Genomic DNA, 21,155 nt, shown 5'->3' with positions numbered 1-21,155 from the left:
CTCAGCGCGCGGAGCGCACGTACACCCGGCGGGGCAGGGCGAGCAGGATGCCGACCACCGTCGCGATCCCCCCGATCACCGCCGTGACCGTCATGAGTTCGATGGGGAACGCCCCGTCGCGCACCCCCGCGAAGCGGGCCAGATCCCAGGGCAGGATGCCGATCTGCTCGTTCCACGAGCGCAGCGCGTCCCGCGCGCCCACCACGGCGATGGTCACCGCGGGTAGGGCGTACCCGACGCCCATACCGGCGAGCGCGACGCCGGCCGCGCGGCGCCGACCCAGCTGCGCCGACAGCGACCAGCCGGCCACGACGAAGACCCACGCGACGAGCGCGAAAGCGACCGCGAGGTAGAGGATGCGCACCCACGGTTGCGCCCAGATCGCCTCCCAGATCCCCTCGGGACCCGACAGCGATACAGCCAGCAACGCCACCACGCAGCGCAGGACGAGCGCGCCGCCGACGGCCGCGATGATCGGCCACGGCGAGCGTCGCCCGAGCAGCAGCCGCACCGCGGCGGCGAACAGGAGCCAGCCGGCCACGGCGATGACCATTCCCCACAGCCCGTCGCGCGGAGTCTGCACCACGCGCGTGAGCACGAGCAGTCCGCCCGGCACGAGGATCATCAGCCAGCGGTCGAGTGGCAGCAGGCCGAGGCTCGATTCGCGCGCCCGCCAGGGTCGGGTCGACGCGATCCACGACGCGCGCGCGGCGGCGGCCCCGGGGCGGCGGACCAGACGGGTGCGGGCGGCGACCGCTCCGATCAGCAGCCAGACCACGCCGAGGGCCAGGAGCACCCGGGCGATCCACTCCGTCGCCGGGTCGACCGTCATCTGCTCTCGCGCGAACGGGTCGACCATCACGGCGAGAACCGTGCCGATCGCCAGGAGGATCGCGGCGACGCTGAGGGCCAGGATGCCTCGCCCCGCCGTCGTCGCCATATACCTACGTTACCCGTCGGACTCGAGGCTCCCGACCGGTCAGCGGTGCGCAGCGGCACGGGTGAGTTCGCGCGAGCGCCGGGGTGCCGGCATCCCTCTCCGAACGGCGATTCAGGAGGCCGGCGCCACGCGCGCCCGCGACGGGGCTCAGGCCTTGTCGTGCAGGGTCACGTGGTACCCGTCGGGGTCGGCGAAGGTGAAAGTGCGCCCGAAGGGGCCGTCGATCGGCTCCATCACGATGCGGTGCCCGTCGGCGACAAGCTCGTCGTGCATCTGCTGCACCTCGGTGCCGTGGAGCCACAGCGCGACGCCGACACCGGGCTGGGCGACCCCGGTGAGGTCGGTGCCGGGAGCGAGGTCGCGCAGCGCGAAGGCGATCGGCGCGGTGTCGAAGACGACCGCGTGGGGCGGGCCGGCGGGTGAACGGCGCAGGCCGAGGTACTTCTCGTAGAAGGCGTGCGAGGCGGCGAGATCGCGCACCTGCAGTGAGATGAAGTCGGGTCCGGTGACGGGCATGAGTTTCTCCTTTTGTGTCAGTTATCTGACACCCACTGTATGTCAGAATACTGACATGACGCAAGAGGCGATCGACCTGGACACCTCCCTGGGCTACCTCCTGAAAGAGGCGGCGAGCGCGCTGCGCGCGGCGATGGAAGACGTGCTGCGCCCCCTCGGCATGACGATCACGCACTACTCCTGCCTCGAACTCCTCGCCCAGCGGCCGGGCCTGTCGAACTCCGACCTCGCGCGAGGGGCCTTCGTCACCCGGCAGTCGATGAACGTCCTCCTGCAGAACCTCGAACGCGAGGGCGTCGTCGAACGCCCCGATGCCGCCCCCGTCGGCAAGGCCCTCCCCACCCGGCTCACCGCGAAGGGGCAGCGCTCCCTCGACGCGGCGAGCGCGGCGGTCCGCTCGGTGGAGAAGCGCATGCTCAGCGGAATGACGGATGCCGAGCAGGCGGCGGCCCTGCACGCCCTGCGGTCGATGGTGACGTCGCTCCGCAGCTGACCCACGCCGAGCGCGGGATTGTGTAACAATCCATCCATGCTTCCCGCCCTCGCGATCCTCGCCGCGGCGCTGTGCTTCTCCACCACCGGCACGGCGCAGGCCCTCGCGGGCGTCGACGCCTCTCCCCTCGCGGTCGGAGCGGCGCGGATCGTGGTGGGAGGCGGCATCCTGGGCCTTCTCGCTCTCGCCCAGCGTTCGCCCGGTCGCGCGCGCAGCGGATCCCGCGCGTCCACCGCGGCGCTGATCGCCGTCGGAGCCCTCGGCGTCCTCGCGTACCAACCGCTGTTCTTCCTGGGCACGCGCGAAAACGGCGTCGCCATCGGCACGGTGGTCGCCCTCGGCTCCGCACCCATCGCGACCGGGATCGTCGATGCCGTCCGCCTGCGCCGCGCTCCCACGCCGCGCTGGATGCTCGCGACCGCCGTCGCGCTGATCGGCGTGGTCCTCGTGTCGGGCGTGACGGGCGGGGCGACCGCTCTCGCGCCCGGCGGCCTGCTCGCCTCGGCCGGCGCGGGAATGTCGTACGCCCTCTATACGGTGTGCGGCAAAGCACTGATCGAGAGGGGGTGGAACTCCACACGGGTCATGGGAGCGGTGTTCGGCGTCGCCGCCGTGGCGAGCCTTCCCGTCCTCGTCCTCGCCGGGACGTCGTGGCTGCTCACCCCGAACGGCCTGGCCCTCGCCCTCTGGCTCGGGGTCGTGACCACGGCGATCGCGTACCTGCTGTTCGGATGGGGGCTCGCCCGCCTGAGCGCCGTCACGGTGTCGACCCTGACCCTCGCCGAGCCCCTCGCCGCCACGCTTCTGGGCCTGTTCGTCTTGCGCGAGCACCTCACTCTCGTGAGCGGCATCGGCCTGGCCCTCATCGCGGTGGGTCTCGCCGTGGTGTCGGCTCCGTCTCGCAGGCGTGAGGAGGTCCCGGATGCCACGGCCCGCGCGTGACACCAGTGACGGCGCCGCGGCGGGCACGGGCGAGACGCACCCGCGCCGCCGTGAAGCGCCCCTACCCGGCCCCCGCACCGCGGACGCTGTCGCCGACACCCTGCGCGCCGCGATCCTGTCGGGCGAGCTCGCCCCCGGCACTCCCCTGCGCGAGGAGGAGCTCAGCGCGACCCACGGCATCTCGCGGCACACCGCCCGCACGGCGCTCGCGACCCTCACGGCGGAGCGCCTCGCCACGGCCGAGCCCTACCGCGGCGTCCACGTGTCCCAGCTCGACGACGACGCCCTGATCGCCCTGCAGCAGTTGCGCTGCGCTCTCGAGACCGAGGCGCTGCGGATCGTGCGGGATCGCGGCATCCGCCCCTCCGAGGTCGATGAAGCTCTCGACGCTCTCGCCGACGCCGAGGCCGGAGGCGACTGGGCGGGAACCCTCGACGCGCACGCCCGCGTGCACCTGGCGTTGGTCGCCGCGGCGGGGTCTCCGCGCATCACCGAGGAGTACCGCCGCCTCGACGGCGAGATGCGCCTGCTGCTCACGCACGTGCGGCCCGCCTACGCACCCGGGGCGCTGACCGCGGAGCACCGCGCGTACGTCGACGAGGCGCTCCGCGACCCCGAGCGGGTCGTGCGCGCACACCTCGAGCACTCCACGAGGGCGATCATCGACGGGGGATCCGGTCGCTGATTCAGGGCCCCACCGCCACACGGCGACACATCCCGTCACCTCGCGCAACGCCCCTTCGTCGCTCGCGCGCCCCGGGTTAGCGTGGGGGCACATCGCGGCGATCCGGGCGGTCCCGGGCCTCGGCTCATAACCGAAGGCGTGGCGGGTTCGACTCCCGCCGTCGCGTCGACACCCCTGGGCAGATCGACGGATCGCTAGGGTATATCACGGAGGTATAGCCGTGACCCGAAGCTTCGACCGCAGCCGCGCGTCGCACCTCGTGCGAGCTGCGCGCCTCGACCGCAAGATGTCTCAGGCAGATCTCGCGCGCGCGGCCGGGATGAGCCAGCCCAATGTGGCGGCCATCGAGAACGGGACGAGAAACCCCAGCGACGACGCCTTCGAGCGCCTGCTGCGGGCCGCCGACTACCGACCCAGCCTGGCCGTCGAAGAGAACGCCGAAGCGATCGTCGAGGCAGGGCTGCGGCACGGACTCCGCGACATCCGCGTCTTCGGTTCGGTCGCGACCGGCGCCGATCACTTCACGTCAGACATCGACCTTCTCGCTCGCGTCGACGCAGGACGCGGCTATTTCGACATCGCGGCCTTCGCGCACACCGTGGAAGAGCTCACGGGCTTCGCCGTCGACGTGATCGTCGACGACGAGCACCGGCCTGCCTTCCTCGACTCGACGGCGTTGGCCGCCCTGTGACGGAATCCGAGTCGCGACCGGCCGCGCGCTTCCGGCGCGCACCGAGGGCGGAGCAGCCTCCTGCACCGCATGCCCAGGCGAACTTCCTCGAGAGCGTCGACGCGATCGAGGCCTTCCTCGGCCACGCGACAAGCGGAGGGAGGAGCGCGTTCCGGCGCACCTCGCCGTCGTACGCGTCCGGCTCGATGGCGATCATCCGAGCCGCAGCGCTCTTCGATACCGCCGAGTTCGCGCCGTTCATCACCGACACCCCCGCCGAGGTCGTCACCGCCCTCCGGACGATGCGCAACATCGCGTCGCACGCGGGATACCGGGCGATGAACGACGACCTCTTCTGGGTCACGCTGACGGTCGAGCTTCCCCCGCACATCGCCTCGTGGCGACGCGCGGCCGAGGACTCCCCGTCGCACTGACCCGCGGCGCTCCTACACCTCTGCCGGCAGCGCTCCGCCTCGGGCGGGACGCCTCTTGCGCACCTCGCGCAGCACGATCTGCTCGGGGCACACCGTCGACAGGAAGTCGCCCACCGACAGCGCCAGACGCTCTCCCACGAGCGAGTACAGGATGCGGTTCGCGTCACGTCGCTCGGAGACGAGACCGGCTTGACGCAGCACACCGAGGTGCCGAGAGATGGTGGGCCCGCTGGCATCGAACCGCGCCGCGATCTCCCCCGCGGCCATCTCGCCGTCCTTCAGGTCTTGGAGGATCTGGCGGCGCGTGGGGTGCGCGAGAGCCGCGAAGATGTCGGATGCCGCGTCGGTCACGATCCTCAATCTAGCACTGACGCTAAATTGCGTGTAGCTTCTTCGCTAAATAGCGAAGGAGATCCGATGAGGACGCAGATCGACACCCTGGGCCGATGGACGGCGAGCAGGCGCCCCGTGGCCCCCATCCCCCGGATGGCCGCGACGATCACGCAGCGCGTGCTCGTGAACTACCGCGTCGACCCCGACGTCGCCCGGTCGCTGCTGCCCGACGGCATCCGCCCCCAGCTCGTCGACGGGAGCGCCGTGGCCGGCGTCTGCCTGATCCACCTCACCGCCTTCCGCCCCGCGTGGTTCGCTCCGGCGATCGGCCATCACAGCCGCAACGCCGCTCACCGCATCGCGGTCGAGGGGGACACTGCCGGGGGCCCGCAGACAGGCGTCTACATCCCCCGTCGCCACAGTTCATCTCTTCTCGCACGACTGGTCGGCGGACGCGTCTTCCCCGGAACGCACGCCGCCGCCCGCGTCGATTTCCGCTCCACCGCCGACGACCTCGAGGTCCGCGTCGAGGCCGACGATCTGCGCGTCCGCGTCGCCGCGCGCCGGGGTCCCGGCATCCCGTTCCGCAGCACCCTCTTCGAGACCCTCGAGCAGTCCTCGACCTTCTTCCGGAAGGATGCCGTGGGCTGGTCGCCCACGCGCTCCGGTGCGCTCGAGGGGCTCCGGCTCGAGACCGACGCGTGGAAGGTCGAGCCGATCGACGTCACCTCCCTCTCCTCGACCTTCTTCGACGCCCTGCCCGACGGCGCCGCGCAGTTCGACCACGCCCTCCTCATGCGCGACGTGCCGACGCGATGGAGCAGCGCTTCGACACCCGCGACGATCTCGTGACTGCTGTCAGACTGAACGTATGACCTGCTCCGCGCCCCAGGATGTGCCCGTCGGCAGCGAGGGCATCCGCCTCGGCCCGTTCATGAAGTTCGCCAGCATCCTCGACTCGGGCGGAGACGTCAAAGAGGCCATCATCGACGGCTACGTCCACGTCAACGGCGAGGTCGAACGCCGCCGCGGCCGCCAGCTGCAGGTGGGCGACGTCGTGACCTTCGAGGGACGCTCCTTCCGCGTGCAGGCCTGACGCGACCCGACCGTGCCGCGATGAGCCGTCCCTCGTCACGTGACGCGGCCGCCCTGCTCCGCCGCAACAGCGCTTGCGCACCGTCCTTCGCTCCGGAAGCCTGACCCGCATGGACAATCGCGAGAATGCCGCCGCCGCAGAAAACTGGATCGCTCGTTACGTCCGCGCGTGGTCGACGAACGACCCGGACGACATCCGCTCCCTTTTCACGAAGGAGGCCGAGTACCGCGACGGACCGTCGACCCCTCCGTGGGTGGGTCGCGATGCGATCGTCGACGCGTGGCTCGCGCAGAAGGACGAACCGGGAACGTGGTCGTTCACGTACGAGCTCGTCGCGGTCGACGGCGACGTCGCCGTGATCCGCGGGTGGACGGACTACCCCACCGCCACCGCGAAGGCGAGACACTACGACAACCTGATGGTCATCCGGCTCGCCGAAGACGGTCGTGCCGCGCTCTTCACCGACTGGTGGGTGGCGTCGACACCATCCGATTCGTGAACGGATCCGTTCCGCACCGCCATGTCTATGTATCGACCCCCTCTTTCCGCGTCCAGGCCTGACCGGGGGCACGCGAAAGGCCCGCCACCCCGAGGGGGAAGCGGGCCTCGAGACACCCCGCGCTCGTGACACGGGATGCCGCTCGAGCTCAGTGCTCGTCGTAGTGATCGGTGTGCAGCGCGTGGCGGTGGCCGTCGTGCACGTAGTCGGCGTGGTCGTCGTGCGTCACCTTCTCGTGGCCGCAGTCGTCGCCGTGACGGTGCTCGTCGACGCCGTGCTCCGCCTTCGACTCGTGCTCGTCGTAGTGATCGCCGTGCAGCGCGTGGTGGTGCGTGCCGTGCACGTAATCGATGTGATCCCCGTGCTCGATCTTCTGGTGGCCGCAGTCGTCGCCGTGCGCGTGCTCGTCGACGGAGTGCTCGGCGTGGGTCTCAGCAGTGCTCATTCTTCGTTCCCCTGATCGGTCGGTTCGGTGACGTGGGCGATCGCGTCGAGCACGACGTGAGCGACGTGCTGGTCAGCGAGGGCGTAACGGATCTCTTTGCCCTCGCGTTCCGAGCTCACGAGTCCCGACTGCCGCAGGGTCCGCAGGTGCTGCGACACCAGCGGCTGCGAGAGTCCGGTGCGCTCGGCGAGCGCCCCGACCGTGAGCGGTTCGCGGCTCAGCAGCCAGACGAGCGCCAGGCGCGACTCGTTGCCGAGAACCTTGAACAGCTCGGCGGCCGCGTCGAGCCCCGCGATCTTGTCCACGGCATCCAGATCACCACACACATGCACAAATTGCAATGTGTTCACCTATTCGGGAACGGTTCTCGTTTCCGCTATCGCGACAGGGCGACGATCACCCCTGCCGCCCCTTGAAGCGCGGGTTGAGCTTGTTGATCACGAACACCTTGCCGCGTCGGCGCACGACCTGCGCACCGGGCTGCTTCTTCAGGGACCTGATCGACGCGCGGACCTTCATGGCATCCTCCTTGTTGATAAGCGTTATCAATAACAAGCTAGAGTGTCCACACTCCCCTGACAAATGAGAGGTGGATGCCATGCCCCGCACGATCGCCATCATGGGCGTGTGCGCCCCCGAGCGCCGCACCTACGCGGAACGGACCGCCGTCGCGCTCTCACGACCCCTTCACCTGCTGCGCTACGCCGACCTGCGCGTGTCCCACGCGCTCCCCCTCCCCCGCCCGCGGGCGAACGACGCGCAGACCGTGGTCGACCTCGGCACCGACGTCGACCTGATCCACGCGATCGCGGCGCGCGGCGGGTCGGAGGTCGAGGCGGTGTGCGTGGTCGACGCCCGCCACATGATCGGCGACCTCCTCGACGACGCCGCCCTCTCGGCATCCGCGAGACCCGGCGACACCCGCGGCGACATCGGCGCCCGGGCGCGCCAGGCGGCGCTGGCATTGGAGCTCGCGACGCGCATCGTCTGGGTCAACTGGGAGCAGGTGCCCACGCCGGCGCTTGCCGTCCAGATGGCGCTGGCGTCGCACCTGAACCCCGCCGCCGTCGTGCGCCTGTCGCGCGACCCGCTCAGCGACCTGCGCTCGGCCGCGACGTACGAGGGCGAGATCCTCGAGCGGGCGGGGTGGGTGCGTGCGTTGAACGGCGAACACGACCCCTACATGCGCGACAACCGCGTGATGACGCTCGCGTACGAGCAGGTGCGGCCGTTCCACCCCGCGCGCCTCTCGGCGACCCTCGATCGCCTCGACGCCGGCGCCGCCGGCCGGCTGGTGCGCTCGGCCGGGTTCTGCCGCCTGGCATCGCGCCCCGGCATCCTGGCCCGCTGGGAACACGTCGGGTCCGCGATGTGGATCGAACCGCTCGGCGCCGACGACGGCCGCATGGGCCTGGGGCAGGAGATCGTCTTCACCGGTCTCGACCTCTCGGCGCCGAGACTCGCGCACCTCCTCGACCACGCCGTCCTGACCGACGACGAGTTCGCCGGCGGTCCCGCGACCTGGCTCGCGTTCGACGACCCCCTGCCGGCGTGGCCCGCGGTGGAGTCATCGATTCCGGATGCCACCGACTGACCGTGTCAAGCCGGTCGCCCGCACCGTCCGGGGAGAGGAACGTGAACGCATGAGCACTCCTGACATCCCCTCCCGCCACTCCGACGACGCCCGCGCCGACTCGGCCGCCCCCACCGACGCCGTCACCGACGAGGTCCGCGAAGACGCCGCCCAGGCCGAGGAGCACGTGAACCTCGACGACCGCACCGGCGACGCCCTCGACGGCGACGCCGCTCCCGCCGACGACCCCGGCTTCCCCGCCGCCGAAGGCCACGCCTGACCTCCCCGCACTCGAGAGGGGCGCCCGTTCTGCTGCGGCAGGGGGGCGCCCCTTCGTTCGCTCGGTCTCGATGACCGCGTGGGCAGCTAGGCGATGCGCGTCCCGGGCGGCAGCCGCTTCGCGGGCGTCCGCGTGCGGAAGATGCCCCACGCGAGCAGCCCACCGGCCAGCAGCAGCTGGAAGAACAGCCCCACGAACCAGCTCGGCGCGGTGCCCGCGATCCGTTGCTCGGTACTCGGATACGACTCGACGCTCGACCCGCGCGAGAGAGCGCACCCGTCGAACGACGTGGTCGCATCGGGCGCGATCTGCGCCAGGCGGACGCCCGACGCGATCTGAGAGAACAGATCGGTCGGGTTGCCGTTCTCGTACGTCGGCGGAGTCGCGTCGGCGAGGATGACGAAGGGGTTGGCCGCGAGGATCCACCAGACGCGATCGAACCGGGGTTGCTCGGAGACGTAGCTCGACTCCACGCACGGCAGCTCGTCGTAGCTCGGGCAATTCGGCGAGGTCGAGGGCGAACTCAGGTCGCACCCCAGTGGCACCGCGTTCCAATCGACGTCGCGGCTGATCGTCGTCGTCTGCGTGCGCAGAGCAGCACCCCCGAGCCCGAACGAGATGAGCGTGCCCACCGTCAACGCCGCCACCAAGAGATACGTCGACGCGACCGAGAAGATCGGCCGGGCGATCACCGCGCTCAGCCCCACTCCGATCGCGGCCACAACGCCGACCTCGATGATCAGGATCAGCAGCGACGTGACGATCGCTCCGGGGTTGAGTTCGCCGGCAAGAGTGGCGACGACGAGGAACGGCAGCGCCACGACGAGGAACGCCAGTCCCGAGATCCACGCGGCGAGGAACTTGCCGATCACGATCTCGCTCGTGGTGACCAGGGTGACCTGCACGGGTGCGAGGGTCGCGGCATCCCGATCGCCGTTCACCGCGCTCCCGCTCAAGGTGGGCGACACCAACAGCGTGAGCAGCAGGACGAGCATGATGACGAGCGAGAAGAACCACTCGCTGCCGCCGGTGGTCAGCGAGAACGCGGCGAACGAGAGGCTCAGCAGCGCCACCAGGATGACGGCGAAGATGCCGAGGAGCACGTACCACCCGACGGAGCGCACGCGCTGGCGCAGCTCGATGCCGATGATCGTACGCAAGCGATGCAGGTTCACGAGGTGCTCCCGTCGTCGGTGCGATCGGCATCCGTCACAGGATGCGCGGCGGGCGGCGCCCAGGAGCCGGGCGGAGACGCATCTCGCGGCCCCGCCGGGCCATCGGGGAGGTCGGGTGTCGGAGGCGAGGCCTCGGCCCTCAGGTCGAGGAACGCGTGCTCGAGGTCGCCCACCGCCGGGGCGAACTCGACGATCGGGAGCCCCGCGCTCACGAGCGAGCGCAGCCCCGCGACCGCTGCCGCCTCGTCGGAGAAGGGCACGAGGACGTCGCGCCGGTCGACCCGCACCTCTTCGGCCGTCCGCCCGAGGGCGGCCGTAACGTCGCCCCGCACGGACTCGGTCGACCGAGCGAGGTCTGCGGCGACACGCACACGCCACACCCGCACGCGGGTCGCCGCGGCGGCGACGCGATCGGTGCCGACGGTCCGCCCGTCGACCATGAACACGGCGTCGTCCACGACCTCTTCGAGTTCGGACAGCACGTGGCTCGAGATGAGGATCGTGCGCCCCTCGCCCGCCAGCCGCCGCAGCAGCACGCGCAAGGCGATGCGCGCCTGGGGATCGAGGCCCGACGCGGGCTCATCGAGCAACAGCACCCGGGGGTCGTGCACCAGAGCACGCGCGAGCGCCAGTCTCTGCTTCTGCCCGCGAGACAGCACGCGAGCGGGCGACGCGGCGAGCGCACCGAGGTCGACGAGCTCCAGTAGGTGGTCGGCCCGGGCCCGCGCGTCGTCTCGCGACAGGTCGTAGAGCTGCGCCGTGGCGACCAGCACCTCGCGCGAGGTGAGGCTCGGCCACGCGCCCAGGGAGTCCGGCATCCATCCGAGAAGGCGACGCGCGCCGGCCGGGTCGGAGACGGGGTCGATGCCGCCGATGCGCATCTCGCCCTCATCGGGCCGCAGCAGGGACGCGAGCATGAGCATGAGGGTCGTCTTGCCCGAGCCGTTGGGCCCGACAAGCCCGGTGACCCGGCCGGGCAGCGCCGTGAACGTCACTTGCTGCACGGCGTGCACCGCGCCGAAGGACCGTTTGACTCCTGCGACGTCGATACCGGCATCCATAGCCTCACCATAGAGGGAGCCCTCGACACCCCCGAGGGCAACCGACGTCGATCCCCCCGTCCGTCCTCGGCGATTCCGCGGCGCGCCCGGGATTCGCGCGCGCTCACCGCCCGCGCGTGTCCTCGACGTGATTCAGGATGCCGCGAGCGCCCGCCCCAGGGCATCGCCCGACGCCCACGCGGTGCGGACGGCGGCGCTGTCGCCCCACGCGTCCCCGCACGCGGAGAGCCCCGGCGAGCGGAAGAACGGCTGTCCGGTCGTTCCGGCGGGCCGGGCGAAGGTCCAGCGATGCGCGTGCGTCGACACCGGCTCGACGTCGATGCGCAGCAGCCGCCGGGTCGCCGCGAGCACCGGCGCGATCGCCGACTCGGGGTCGTCGAGGTGCTGTCGGGCGCGGTCCGCCGTGGTGTGGACGACGAGCACGGGCGCGCCGTCGCCGCGGCGATCGCCGTCGTCGGCGACGAAGGACACATCCGCGTCGCCGTCGGCGAAAGCGCCGTGCAGGTCGGCATCCCACTGCCGTCGGTCCCACCGTAGGACGACGGCGATCACCGGTTCCCACTCCTGCCCGCCGCCCGGCGCTTCGCCGGTCAGCCGCGCCGCCTGCGGGGCCGGCATCGCCAGGACGACCTCGCCCGCCTCCTCGCCGTCGACGCGGAACGGCGCCGCGCTCTCGACGACGCGCTCCGACGAGACGTCGAGGCCCTCGGCCAGGTCGACGGCGAGCGAACGCAACCCGGCGGGAGCGGCCCACCGCATCGGTCCGGGCTTGGGCGTCCACCCGCCGTCGGCGTCGATCACCTGGAACGTGTCGGTCCACGGCCGCGCGAGCTCGCGCTCCTCCCAGTCGGCGACGACGCGCGCAAAGCCCTCGGCCTCGCCGACCACGAAGTACGAGGCTCCGAGGTCCACGGGTCGACGGTCGATCGTGCGGCTCGACAGACGCCCGCCCACCCGGCGCCCGCGATCGAGCACGCGCACCGAGCGACCGGCATCCTGAACCGCCCGCGCGCACGCGAGCCCCGAGATCCCGCCGCCGACCACCGTCACATCCGTCGTCATGCGGCCATCCTGTCGGCTGCGCGCACGCCGGGGGTCGGGGTTGCGCGGGCCAGAACTCCTGAGGATCGTCGCCCCGAGGCGGTTCCGGGACCGAAACGACCGGTGGGAGGGTCGGGACTCAGGAGTTCCGCGCCGTCCCGAAGAACCCGACGCCCAGATCGGGATGATCCACGAACACCCCGTCGAGCCCGGCATCGCGCAGCACGGCCCACTCGCCTCGCCAGTCGCCGAACGCCCCCTCACCGCCCGGGCCGCGGAAGGCGGGCAGCAGGAAGGCGTTCTCGGGCCGACACGTCCAGGTGAACACCCGCAGGCCCCGATCCTGCGCCTCGCGCACGAACCGCGCCGGCCCCCGCGCGACGCCGCGCTCGTCGGGCGCGAGCACCGAGCGCTTGTCCGGGCTGATGCCCTGCACCTCGCCGGCGAGGGCCTGGAGACCCGCCGCGGTCCGCATCGAGGCGTACGAGGCGGCGTCCGCCCCGTCCCGCTCCCGCAGATCCCACGGCGTCCCCTCCGCTTCAATGAGTTGCACGAGCGGAACCCGGATGCCGCGCTCTCGCAGCCGCGCCAGGACCAGGGGCTCGAACGACTCGATGACGAGCGCGTCCTCGGCATCCCGCCATCCCGCGGCGCGCAGCTCGGCGTCGACGAGCTCGGCCAGGTCGAACCCGAGTCGGGCGAGCGATGCCGCGTGCTTGATCTCGAGCACCACCGCCACCCCGCCCTGCCGCGCGAGGTCGAGGACGTCGCGAAGGCGCAGCACGGGTTCGGAGTCGTCGCGCGCCGCGCTGTCGGGGCGGAGGGCGGGGATCCGCTCGCGGCACTGCAGCGTCCGCAGCTCATCCCACGTGAAGTCCTCGACGAACCAGCCGCTCAGGTGCTCGCCGTCGACGACCTTCGAGGTTCGTCGCTCCGCGAACTCCGGTCGCGTCGACACGTCCGTGGTGCCCGAGATCTCGTTCTCGTGCCGCACGACCAGCACGCCGTCCTTCGAGGGGACGACGTCGGGCTCGACGGCATCCACCCCCTCCGCGATCGCCCGCAGATACGAGCTGCGCGAGTGCTCGGGCAGGTACCCGGGGGCACCGCGATGACCGATGACGAGAGGCACCTCGACACGCTAACGGCACCGGGTGAACAGCGAGTGCGCTCAGAGCAGAATCCCAGTCAGCACAAGGAATCCACCGCCCCGCTCGGCTAGTGTTGTCTGACAGCACGGTGCTGTGATCACCATCTTTGGAGTGTGAGTTCCCGTGGCCCTCAACAACCCGGCATTCAACAACCCGGCGTTCCAGGACCCTCGAGCCGGTGGCGCTAACACGCGCTACAGCCCGCCCCCGGCCGTCGATCCCGCCGCCGCCGCCTCGATCGAAGGCGCGTACGCCGCCCCGTCGGCGAGCGCCGTCGAGACCGGTCGCATGACGGTCGAAGACACCGTCATGAAGACCCTTGCGCTGTTCGGCATCCTCGTCGTCACCGCCGTCGTCGGCTGGATCTGGTCGATGGCCGGCGTCAGCGTCGCCAACCCGAACCCGAGCGCGGCGCCGATGATCATCGGTGCGCTGGTCGGCTTCGTGCTGGCCATGGTCGCGACCTTCAAGAAGAAGCCCTCCGTCCCCGTCTTCATCGCCTACGCGGCGTTCGAGGGTCTGTTCGTCGGTGGCATCTCGGCCTTCTTCGAGTTCATCTTCCCGGGCATCGTCCTGCAGGCGACCCTCGGCACCCTCTCCGTCGTCGGCGTGACCCTCGCCCTGTTCGCGAGCGGCAAGATCCGCGCCTCGGCGCGCGCCACCAAGATCTTCATGATCGCGATGGTCGGCTACCTGGTGTTCAGCCTGGTCAACCTCGGCCTCATGCTGTTCAACGTCCCGATCGCCGGTGGCGCGTTCGGCCTGCGCAGCTCGATCGAGATCTTCGGCATCCCGCTCGGCGTGATCATCGGCGTCTTCGTGGTCATCATGGCCGCGTACTCGCTGGTGCTCGACTTCGACCAGATCCAGCGCGGCGTCCGCAACGGCGCTGCCCGGGTCTACGGTTGGGTCGGCGCCTTCGGCATCATGGTCACCGTCGTGTGGCTGTACGTCGAGATCCTGCGCATGATCGCGATCCTGCGCGGCAACAACTGACGCAATCGCTTCACACGAAGGGCCGTCCCGTCTCGGGGCGGCCCTTCGTCGTGCGCGGCCCGCGCGCGTCGGCCCGGGCGAAGCCCCCGCGCCGCGCCCGCAAGGGGTGCGAACCCCGGATGCCGCGGCGCTAGCCTCGCGCCATGAGTCCCGCGAAGACGCCGCCCGAGATCCTCGATGTCGACGGCCACGAGGTACGCGTCACGAGCCCCGACCGCGTCGTCTTCGCCGAGCCGGGGCTGACCAAGCTCGACCTCGTGCGGTACTACCTCTCGGTCGCCGAGGGCGCCCTGCGCGGAGCGGGCGGTCGACCGATGGTGCTCAAGCGCTTCTCGAAGGGTCTCCACCAGGAGCCGTTCTTCCAGAAGCGCGTCCCCGAGAACCACCCCGACTTCGTCGACACCGCGACCCTGCGCTACGCCTCGGGCACCTCCGCCGAAGAGACGGTGATCCGGGATGCCGCGGGCCTGGCCTGGGTCGTCAACCTCGGCTGCCTCGACCTGAACCCGCATCCCGTCCGCGCCGAAGACCTCGACCACCCCGACGAGCTGCGGGTCGACCTCGACCCGATGCCCGGCGTGGATTGGTCGCAGATTGTCGACGTCGCGTTCATCGCCCGCGATGTGCTCGAAGACCACGGTCTCATCGGTTGGCCCAAGACCTCGGGCTCGCGCGGCCTCCACATCCTCGTGCGCATCCGCCCCGAGTGGGACTACACCGACGTCCGTCTCGCCGCCGAAACGCTCGCGCGCGAGGTCGAGAACCGCGCGCCGGGACTCGCGACCGCCCGCTGGTGGAAGGAGGAGCGCGGCGAGAGCGTGTTCGTGGACTTCAACCAGAACGCCAAGGACCGCACGGTCGCCTCGGCGTACTCGATCCGCGCGCTGCCCGATGCCCGCGTCTCGACTCCCCTCACATGGGACGAGGTCCGCGACCGTCGCCCCGAGGAGTTCACCGTGCTCACGGTGCCCGACCGGTTCCGCAGCATCGGAGACCCGCACGCGGGCATCGACGACGCCGCGGGGTCTCTCGACGCCCTTTTGTCCCTGGCGAAACAGCTCGGCCCCGCCGAGAAGCCTCCGCGGGGATCCGACGGTTCCGGACGCCGCGCCTCGACGATGCCGCTCGTCGAGGTCGCGCGCACCAAAACCAAGCCCGAGGCCCTCGACGCTCTCGAGACGTGGAAGCAGCGGCATCCGGAAGCGACATCGCAGCTTCACCCCGCCGATGTCCTCGTCGACGGCATGCGCGGGTCGAGCTCGCTCTGGTACCGCGTTCGCGTGAACCTCCAGCACGTTCCGGATGCCGAGCGCCCGGCGCAAGAGGATCTGATCGCCGACTACGATCCCTGGGCCGGCCGCTCCGCCCCTTGATCCGGCGTGAGTGAGACGACCAGGTGGCGCCGGCCGTAGCGGTACGCCTCGTCGAGGTCACCGCCGAGGCGGAAGGCCCCCGCGAGCTCCATGGTGACGAACCCGGTGGCCCACGCCGTCAGCAGCCTCGCCGCTTCGAGCGCATGAGCCTCGCCCACGGCGACGGTCGTCGCCCGCAGCACCGGAGCGCTCGTGGCGGCGAGGCGGTCGGCATCCACCACCGTCGTGAACAGCAGACGGAACGCCTCGGGCCGGTCGTGCCCGAACGCGCGGAAGGCGACCAACAGGCCGTCGAGGTCGTCGGATGCCGTCTCGAGCCGCGCCGTCAGGTCGTCGGCCGCGGCCGCCCCGACGAGTCCGAGCAGGGCCTCGCGGTCGCGCACCCTCTTGTACAGCGACGGAGCCTTGACGCCTACCGCCTGAGCGACGGCCTGCATCGTCACGGCGCCGGGTCCGCCCTCTTCTAGCAGTCGCGCCGCCGCCTCGACGATCTCATCGAGCGACGTTCTCTCCGGTGTGGGCACGAACCCTCCTCATGGCTATGCTTATAAGCTATCATGACTAATGCTCGTAGCCATCAAGGAAGGCACCCCGTGAGACTCGCGCCATCGCTCCACCGCATGGGCAATGACATCGTCGCCTCGTACCTCATCGTCACGCCCGAGGGCATCACCCTCATCGACGCCGGCCTCCCCGGCATGTACGCCGACCTTCGCGCGGAGGTGGACGCCACCGGCCGGTCGCTCGACGACATCCGCGGCGTCATCCTCACCCACGGCGACAGCGATCACGTGGGCTTCGCCGAGCGCCTCCGCCGCGAGCGCGGCGTGCCCGTCTTCGTGCACGCGGCCGACGCCGATCGCGCCCGTGGCGGCGACAAGCCCAAAAGTGCGATGGGCCCGTTCCGCCTCGGCCCGCTGCTGCGCTTCGCCGCCTTCGGCATCCGCAAGGGCATGCGCCCGCAGTGGCTGACCGAGGTGCGAGAGGTCGCCGACGGCGAGACCCTCGACCTGCCCGGGAGCCCCCGCATCGTCGGCATGCCCGGCCACTCCCCCGGCAGCGTCGCGGTCTTCTCCCCCGCAGTGCGCGCCGTGTTCGTCGGCGACGCCCTTACGACGCGCCACGTTCTCACCGGTCGCACCGGACCCGGACCCGCGCCCTTCACCGACGACCCGGCCGAGGCGCTCGCCTCGCTCGATCGCATTGCGGGAGTGGATGCCGACTGGGTGCTGCCCGGACACGGCCCGGCGTTCCGTGGTTCTCCGGCGGATGCGGCGGATGCGGTGCGAAAGGTCGCGCGCGGCTGAGCCGGCGCGGACCATGTCGGTCGGAGCGGACGCGCCGCCCTCCATCGACGGCCCGGTGGAGGCACTCTCCTCGTCGATCGTGTCGGGGGCGTGGGCGCCGAGTGGGTGCTGCCCGGCGTACCGCGGCTCTCCGGCCGATGCGGCAACGCGGTGCGCAAGGTCGCGCGGCTGTCGCGGGCGCCCGGCGTCAGCGCCGGCGCGGCCTCCCCAGCACCTCGCGTGCGACCGCGGCGAGCGTGCGCATCGCGCGCGCCGGGCCCACGGCCTCCGCCGCGTGCCGCGCCTCGGCCGCGAGACTCTCGCGCAGCCCGTCGTCCGTGAGCATCCTCCGCAGCGCGTCGACCAGAGCGTCGTCATCACCGTCCGGAACCAGGATGCCCCCACCCGACGCGAGCATGTCGCGCGGGCCGTACCGGATGTCCCACGCCACCACCGGCGTGCCGTGCGCGAGCGCTTCGGCGAGGGCAAGCCCCTGCCCCTCGAAGGCGGACGTCGTGAGGTACACCGCCGCACGGTCGAGCACGGCGCCCGGGTCGGTGGTCAGCCCGGGCAGCGAGACGGCGTGCTCGCGTCCGCGCTCGGCGACGAGGGCCTCGAGCGCCCCGCGCTGCGCCCCCTCGCCCCAGAGCTCGAGTCGGGCGTCCGGCACGTCGGCGAGAACGCGCGCGAAGGCCTCGATCGCCCGGTCGAGCCGTTTGCCGGGGGCGAGCCGCCCCAGCACCACGACAAGGCCACTCTCGCGCTGCGACGCCGGCACCACGGCATCCGGAGCTTCCACCCCGTGCGGTGCGACCACGTCGTTCGGGGCAGTGCCGAAGCGCGCCCGCACGTCATCGCGTTGGTACGCGGTCGGCCACAGCACGGCGTCGAACCGCGGCGCGATGTCGAACCACCGCGTCCACAGGGGGTTCAGCTCGGAGTCGGCCTGGAACGGCGGCTCGAGGTGGATCGTGTGCACGGTGTGCACGATCCGCACAGCGTCGTCGCCCCAGCCCGCGATGAGCTCGCCGAGCTGCCTGGACTCGCAGATGACGACGATGGGCCGGTCGTTCTCGGCGCGGAGCCGATCGGCCAGGGAGGTCAGCCACGCGCGGTACAGCGCCCCGAATCCGTCGATCACGCCGGCGGCTTCGCCCGCGGCATCCCGGATCACGATCGGCGCGGTCGTGAGGTGCCAGTCGGGGCCGATGACCACGGGCAGCTCGACCGCTCCCCCGGCCACGCTCCGGTACTCGAGCATCGGATCGGCATCGCCCGCGTGCGCCGCTTCGCGCAGCCATCCCGCGGCTCCCCCGTCGGCGTCGACGGCCTCGTCGAAGAGGTTGCGGAAGATCCCGGATGCCGAGGCCGCCCCCCGCTCGACGAAGGTCGCGCGCTGCACGGAGTGAGCGTCGGCGTCACCGGGATCGACGGTCAACAGCCGCGGATCCGCACCGGCATCCGCCATCTGTCGCGCCCGCGCGAGCGTGGCGATCGTGTATCCGCCGTCGAGGTCGGGGATCAGCCGGCTCGACAGGATGAGGTACCACGCGTCGGGGAAGTCGCCGGAAGTCACGCCCCCATCCTCCCCCACCCGCGGCGCGCCCCTCGGCGTGCGCGCGGTGGGCTACCCGGTCTGTGCATCGGGGCGCGGGCGGTGGCCCCGGGGCGCCGCCCATGCAGTTGCCGACGTCGCCGGGGCGCCGAGCGTGGCCCCGGGGCGCCAGACGAAGCCCCGGGGCCACCTGTGAACGTGGTTTGGGGCGCATGCCGTCATTCGGGGCGTATTTCTCTCGCGCCGAACGAGAAATCCCGCCCCAATTCCCACAGCCCGGGCAGGCGGAGCGCGCACCTCGCCGCGCACGCGAGGCGAAGTGGCACGCCCTCCTGAGTCGATCGGGGTAGGGGCCCTCCCCCTACCTCCGCGTCCAGACAGAGCGCCGCCGGCGCCGGACGGCGAAGGGGCACCGTCTTCGGGTCGATCGGGGTAGGGGCCCCGCTCTCGACCCGAAGGCGGTGCCCCGGAGCCGGCCGACGACGTCGGCGCGGGAGCAGGCTAGATGCTCACTCCCACTCGATCGTCCCCGGCGGCTTCGACGTCACGTCGAGAACCACGCGGTTCACGTCGCGCACCTCGTTGGTGATGCGGTTCGAGATCTTCGACAGCACGTCGTAGGGCAGGCGCGTCCAGTCGGCGGTCATCGCGTCTTCGCTCGAGACGGGGCGCAGCACGATGGGGTGGCCGTAGGTGCGGCCGTCGCCCTGCACGCCAACCGAGCGCACGTCGGCGAGCAGCACCACGGGGCACTGCCAGATCTCGTTGTCGAGGCCTGCCTTGGTCAGCTCGGCGCGCGCGATGGCGTCGGCCTCACGCAGGATCTCGAGACGGTCAGCGGTGACCTCGCCCACGATGCGGATGCCAAGGCCGGGCCCCGGAAAGGGCTGGCGGCCGACGATCGCTTCGGGCAGTCCGAGTTCGCGTCCGATGGCGCGCACCTCGTCCTTGAAGAGGGTGCGCAGCGGCTCGACGAGCTCGAACTGCAGGTCTTCGGGCAGGCCACCGACGTTGTGGTGGCTCTTGATGTTGGCGGTACCGGCTCCGCCGCCCGATTCGACGACGTCGGGGTAGAGGGTTCCCTGCACGAGGAAGCGCACCTGCTCGCCCTCGGCCTTCGCCTCGGCGACGAGGTCGGCCTGCACCTTCTCGAACGCGCGGATGAACTCGCGGCCGATGATCTTGCGCTTCTGCTCGGGGTCGCTGACACCGGCGAGGGCGTTCAGGAACGTCTCTCGCGCGTCGACGGTGATGAGCTTCACGCCCGTCGAGGCGACGTAGTCGTTCTCGACCTGTTCGCGCTCGCCCTGGCGGAGCAGCCCGTGGTCGACGAACACGGCGATGAGCTGGTCGCCGACGGCCTCGTGGACGAGAGCTGTCGACACGGCGGAGTCGACGCCGCCGGACAGCGCCGAGATGACGCGGCTGCTACCGACCTGCTGGCGGATGCGCTCCACCTGCTCGGCGATGACGTTTCCGCTGTTCCAGTCGGCCGGGAGTCCTGCAGCCTTGTGGAGGAAGTTCTCGAGCACGTGCTGACCGTGGTCGGAGTGCTTGACCTCGGGGTGCCACTGCACGCCGTACATCCGGCGCGCGTCGTTCGCGAACGCGGCGACGGGGGTGTGCGCCGTACGGGCGAGGACCTCGAAGCCCTCGGGGGCGCGCGAGACCTGGTCGCCGTGGCTCATCCACACGTTCTGCTCGGCGGGCTGCCCCTCGAGCAGCGTGCCCTCGGTGACGACCGTGGCATCCGTCGCTCCGTACTCGCGGAGGCCCGTGTTCGCCACCTCTCCGCCGAGTGCTTTCGCCATGACCTGGAAGCCGTAGCAGATGCCGAGGGTCGGGACGTCGAGGTCGAAGACGCCGGAGTCGAGGCTCGGGGCTCCCTCTTCGTACACCGACGAGGGGCCACCCGACAGGATGATGCCCACGGGGTTCTTCGCCGCGATCTCTTCCGCCGATGCGGTGTGCGGGACGATCTCGCTGTACACGCCGGCCTCGCGCACGCGGCGCGCGATCAGCTGGGCGTACTGGGCGCCGAAGTCGACGACGAGGACGGGGCGCTGGGACGTTTCGGTCTGTTCGGTCACCGGTTGCCTTCCGGGGCGGGAACGGGAGCGGAGGCCTTCGCGGCCTCACGCTCGGCGAGGTAGGCGCGCACGCGACGGGCGGTGCGCACCTCGAGGATGAAGGAGAGGAACGGCACCACGCCACCGAGGGCGAGGAAGACGAACCGACGGAACGGCCACCGCATGAGGCTCCACACGCGGAAGCACGAGATGAGGTAGACGACGTAGAACCAGCCGTGGACCACCAGGATCGCCAGCGAGATGTTCACACCGTCGCCGGTCGACAGGATCGAACACCCGTTGCCGCCCGGAACGAAGAGCGAGAACCACTGGCAGTCGGGGCCGGGCACGGCATCCGCGAACCACAGGAAGCCACCGGATCCGCCGAGGAACAGCTCCACGTGAATGGGCGTGTACTTCAGGATCATCTCGGCGACCAGCAGAAGCAGGCCGACACCCGTGATGATCGAGCAGATCTGGTAGAACTTCAGGGCTCCGCGGATCGCCGGGAACGAGGCGAGCTTGGGGGCGCGGGGCATGGA

At 71.1% G+C, this 21,155-nt stretch carries 27 protein-coding genes and 1 tRNA gene; 14 read left to right on the top strand and 14 right to left on the bottom strand.

The annotated features are described in order from the left end of the window. Position 1: 1 nt before the first annotated feature. Together OVA26_RS05505 and OVA26_RS05500 are read right to left on the bottom strand one after the other, a co-directional pair. Positions 2 to 940, bottom strand: coding sequence for a hypothetical protein (locus OVA26_RS05505; RefSeq protein ID WP_268103332.1), 939 nt, complete (start codon positions 938 to 940; stop codon positions 2 to 4). A gap of 147 nt (positions 941 to 1,087) precedes the next feature. Then, a complete protein-coding gene (locus OVA26_RS05500) occupies positions 1,088 to 1,456 on the bottom strand; it encodes a VOC family protein (protein WP_268103331.1) in 369 nt (122 codons plus the stop codon). Between the two features lie 55 nt (positions 1,457 to 1,511). On the opposite strand from OVA26_RS05500, the gene OVA26_RS05495 reads away from it, so the two are divergent. The 6 genes from OVA26_RS05495 (at position 1,512) to OVA26_RS05470 (ending at position 4,680) form a co-directional block, all read left to right on the top strand. Then, a complete protein-coding gene (locus OVA26_RS05495; RefSeq protein WP_268103330.1) occupies positions 1,512 to 1,949 on the top strand; it encodes a MarR family winged helix-turn-helix transcriptional regulator in 438 nt (145 codons plus the stop codon). Positions 1,950 to 1,985: 36 nt separating this feature from the next. Beyond that, complete coding sequence (locus OVA26_RS05490; protein ID WP_268103329.1) at positions 1,986 to 2,891, top strand: DMT family transporter; 906 nt, start codon at positions 1,986 to 1,988, stop codon at positions 2,889 to 2,891. Next, positions 2,872 to 3,576, top strand: a complete 705-nt coding sequence (locus tag OVA26_RS05485) for a GntR family transcriptional regulator (protein WP_268103328.1) — start codon at positions 2,872 to 2,874, stop codon at positions 3,574 to 3,576. Before OVA26_RS05490 ends, OVA26_RS05485 begins: the two co-directional genes overlap by 20 nt. Before the next feature lie 93 nt (positions 3,577 to 3,669). After that, a tRNA-Met gene (locus OVA26_RS05480) sits at positions 3,670 to 3,742 on the top strand. Between the two features lie 54 nt (positions 3,743 to 3,796). After that, a complete protein-coding gene (locus tag OVA26_RS05475; RefSeq protein WP_268103327.1) occupies positions 3,797 to 4,267 on the top strand; it encodes a helix-turn-helix domain-containing protein in 471 nt (156 codons plus the stop codon). Beyond that, on the top strand, positions 4,264 to 4,680 hold the full coding sequence (locus tag OVA26_RS05470) for an antitoxin (protein ID WP_268103326.1): 417 nt from the start codon (positions 4,264 to 4,266) through the stop codon (positions 4,678 to 4,680). The genes OVA26_RS05475 and OVA26_RS05470 overlap by 4 nt, the downstream gene beginning before the upstream one ends. Before the next feature lie 12 nt (positions 4,681 to 4,692). Here OVA26_RS05470 and OVA26_RS05465 read toward each other — a convergent pair whose 3' ends face one another. Beyond that, positions 4,693 to 5,031, bottom strand: a complete 339-nt coding sequence (locus OVA26_RS05465) for a metalloregulator ArsR/SmtB family transcription factor (RefSeq protein WP_268103325.1) — start codon at positions 5,029 to 5,031, stop codon at positions 4,693 to 4,695. Between the two features lie 66 nt (positions 5,032 to 5,097). On the opposite strand from OVA26_RS05465, the gene OVA26_RS05460 reads away from it, so the two are divergent. From OVA26_RS05460 to OVA26_RS05450, 3 genes are all read left to right on the top strand, one after another. Continuing rightward, positions 5,098 to 5,865, top strand: a complete 768-nt coding sequence (locus tag OVA26_RS05460) for a DUF2071 domain-containing protein (protein WP_268103324.1) — start codon at positions 5,098 to 5,100, stop codon at positions 5,863 to 5,865. A gap of 19 nt (positions 5,866 to 5,884) precedes the next feature. Then, on the top strand, positions 5,885 to 6,109 hold the full coding sequence (locus OVA26_RS05455; RefSeq protein ID WP_268103323.1) for an RNA-binding S4 domain-containing protein: 225 nt from the start codon (positions 5,885 to 5,887) through the stop codon (positions 6,107 to 6,109). A 109-nt stretch (positions 6,110 to 6,218) separates the two neighbouring features. Then, a complete protein-coding gene (locus OVA26_RS05450) occupies positions 6,219 to 6,608 on the top strand; it encodes a nuclear transport factor 2 family protein (protein WP_268103322.1) in 390 nt (129 codons plus the stop codon). Between the two features lie 148 nt (positions 6,609 to 6,756). Here OVA26_RS05450 and OVA26_RS05445 read toward each other — a convergent pair whose 3' ends face one another. From OVA26_RS05445 to ykgO, 3 genes are all read right to left on the bottom strand, one after another. Further along, entirely contained in the window at positions 6,757 to 7,053 is a 297-nt protein-coding gene (locus OVA26_RS05445) for a hypothetical protein (RefSeq protein WP_268103321.1), read from the bottom strand. Continuing rightward, complete coding sequence (locus tag OVA26_RS05440; protein WP_268103320.1) at positions 7,050 to 7,358, bottom strand: ArsR/SmtB family transcription factor; 309 nt, start codon at positions 7,356 to 7,358, stop codon at positions 7,050 to 7,052. The genes OVA26_RS05445 and OVA26_RS05440 overlap by 4 nt, the downstream gene beginning before the upstream one ends. Before the next feature lie 91 nt (positions 7,359 to 7,449). Further along, positions 7,450 to 7,572, bottom strand: coding sequence for a type B 50S ribosomal protein L36 (gene ykgO, locus OVA26_RS05435; protein WP_268103319.1), 123 nt, complete (start codon positions 7,570 to 7,572; stop codon positions 7,450 to 7,452). Positions 7,573 to 7,651: 79 nt separating this feature from the next. On the opposite strand from ykgO, the gene OVA26_RS05430 reads away from it, so the two are divergent. Continuing rightward, a complete protein-coding gene (locus OVA26_RS05430; protein ID WP_268103318.1) occupies positions 7,652 to 8,647 on the top strand; it encodes a GTP-binding protein in 996 nt (331 codons plus the stop codon). A gap of 49 nt (positions 8,648 to 8,696) precedes the next feature. After that, a complete protein-coding gene (locus tag OVA26_RS05425) occupies positions 8,697 to 8,906 on the top strand; it encodes a hypothetical protein (protein WP_268103317.1) in 210 nt (69 codons plus the stop codon). 86 nt (positions 8,907 to 8,992) lie between these two features. Here OVA26_RS05425 and OVA26_RS05420 read toward each other — a convergent pair whose 3' ends face one another. From OVA26_RS05420 to OVA26_RS05405, 4 genes are all read right to left on the bottom strand, one after another. Continuing rightward, the gene (locus tag OVA26_RS05420; RefSeq protein ID WP_326493355.1) at positions 8,993 to 10,066 is read right to left on the bottom strand and encodes an ABC transporter permease; all 1,074 of its coding nucleotides are present in this window, start codon (positions 10,064 to 10,066) and stop codon (positions 8,993 to 8,995) included. 11 nt (positions 10,067 to 10,077) lie between these two features. Then, on the bottom strand, positions 10,078 to 11,142 hold the full coding sequence (locus OVA26_RS05415; RefSeq protein ID WP_268103315.1) for an ABC transporter ATP-binding protein: 1,065 nt from the start codon (positions 11,140 to 11,142) through the stop codon (positions 10,078 to 10,080). Positions 11,143 to 11,274: 132 nt separating this feature from the next. Beyond that, a complete protein-coding gene (locus tag OVA26_RS05410) occupies positions 11,275 to 12,204 on the bottom strand; it encodes an NAD(P)/FAD-dependent oxidoreductase (RefSeq protein WP_268103314.1) in 930 nt (309 codons plus the stop codon). 118 nt (positions 12,205 to 12,322) lie between these two features. Continuing rightward, positions 12,323 to 13,315: a glycerophosphodiester phosphodiesterase family protein gene (locus tag OVA26_RS05405; RefSeq protein ID WP_268103313.1), complete on the bottom strand. Its 993-nt coding sequence runs from the start codon at positions 13,313 to 13,315 to the stop codon at positions 12,323 to 12,325. Positions 13,316 to 13,457: 142 nt separating this feature from the next. Between OVA26_RS05405 and OVA26_RS05400 the strand changes: the two genes are divergently transcribed. Beyond that, positions 13,458 to 14,330, top strand: coding sequence for a Bax inhibitor-1/YccA family protein (locus tag OVA26_RS05400; protein ID WP_144782679.1), 873 nt, complete (start codon positions 13,458 to 13,460; stop codon positions 14,328 to 14,330). 143 nt (positions 14,331 to 14,473) lie between these two features. Next, the gene (gene ligD / locus OVA26_RS05395; RefSeq protein ID WP_268103312.1) at positions 14,474 to 15,703 is read left to right on the top strand and encodes a non-homologous end-joining DNA ligase; all 1,230 of its coding nucleotides are present in this window, start codon (positions 14,474 to 14,476) and stop codon (positions 15,701 to 15,703) included. Here ligD and OVA26_RS05390 read toward each other — a convergent pair. Next, complete coding sequence (locus OVA26_RS05390; RefSeq protein WP_268103311.1) at positions 15,670 to 16,227, bottom strand: TetR/AcrR family transcriptional regulator; 558 nt, start codon at positions 16,225 to 16,227, stop codon at positions 15,670 to 15,672. The genes ligD and OVA26_RS05390 overlap by 34 nt on opposite strands. A gap of 69 nt (positions 16,228 to 16,296) precedes the next feature. Between OVA26_RS05390 and OVA26_RS05385 the strand changes: the two genes are divergently transcribed. Continuing rightward, positions 16,297 to 17,010 (top strand): MBL fold metallo-hydrolase, encoded by a 714-nt coding sequence (locus OVA26_RS05385; protein ID WP_268103310.1) that lies wholly within the window; start codon positions 16,297 to 16,299, stop codon positions 17,008 to 17,010. Positions 17,011 to 17,197: 187 nt separating this feature from the next. On the opposite strand, the gene OVA26_RS05380 is transcribed toward OVA26_RS05385, so the two are convergent. The 3 genes from OVA26_RS05380 to OVA26_RS05370 form a co-directional block, all read right to left on the bottom strand. Continuing rightward, on the bottom strand, positions 17,198 to 18,565 hold the full coding sequence (locus OVA26_RS05380) for a glycosyltransferase (protein ID WP_268103309.1): 1,368 nt from the start codon (positions 18,563 to 18,565) through the stop codon (positions 17,198 to 17,200). Positions 18,566 to 19,053: 488 nt separating this feature from the next. Further along, positions 19,054 to 20,634, bottom strand: coding sequence for a glutamine-hydrolyzing GMP synthase (guaA, locus tag OVA26_RS05375; RefSeq protein WP_056226495.1), 1,581 nt, complete (start codon positions 20,632 to 20,634; stop codon positions 19,054 to 19,056). Then, positions 20,631 to 21,152 carry a DUF3817 domain-containing protein gene (locus OVA26_RS05370; protein ID WP_056226492.1) on the bottom strand — a complete coding sequence of 174 codons (522 nt, stop codon included), beginning with the start codon at positions 21,150 to 21,152 and terminating at the stop codon, positions 20,631 to 20,633. Before OVA26_RS05370 ends, guaA begins: the two co-directional genes overlap by 4 nt. Positions 21,153 to 21,155 lie beyond the last annotated feature (3 nt).

This window comes from Microbacterium sp. SL62 (assembly GCF_026672635.1).
Lineage (GTDB): Bacteria > Actinomycetota > Actinomycetes > Actinomycetales > Microbacteriaceae > Microbacterium > Microbacterium testaceum_A.
This window is presented reverse-complemented; position numbering and strand designations above follow the sequence as displayed.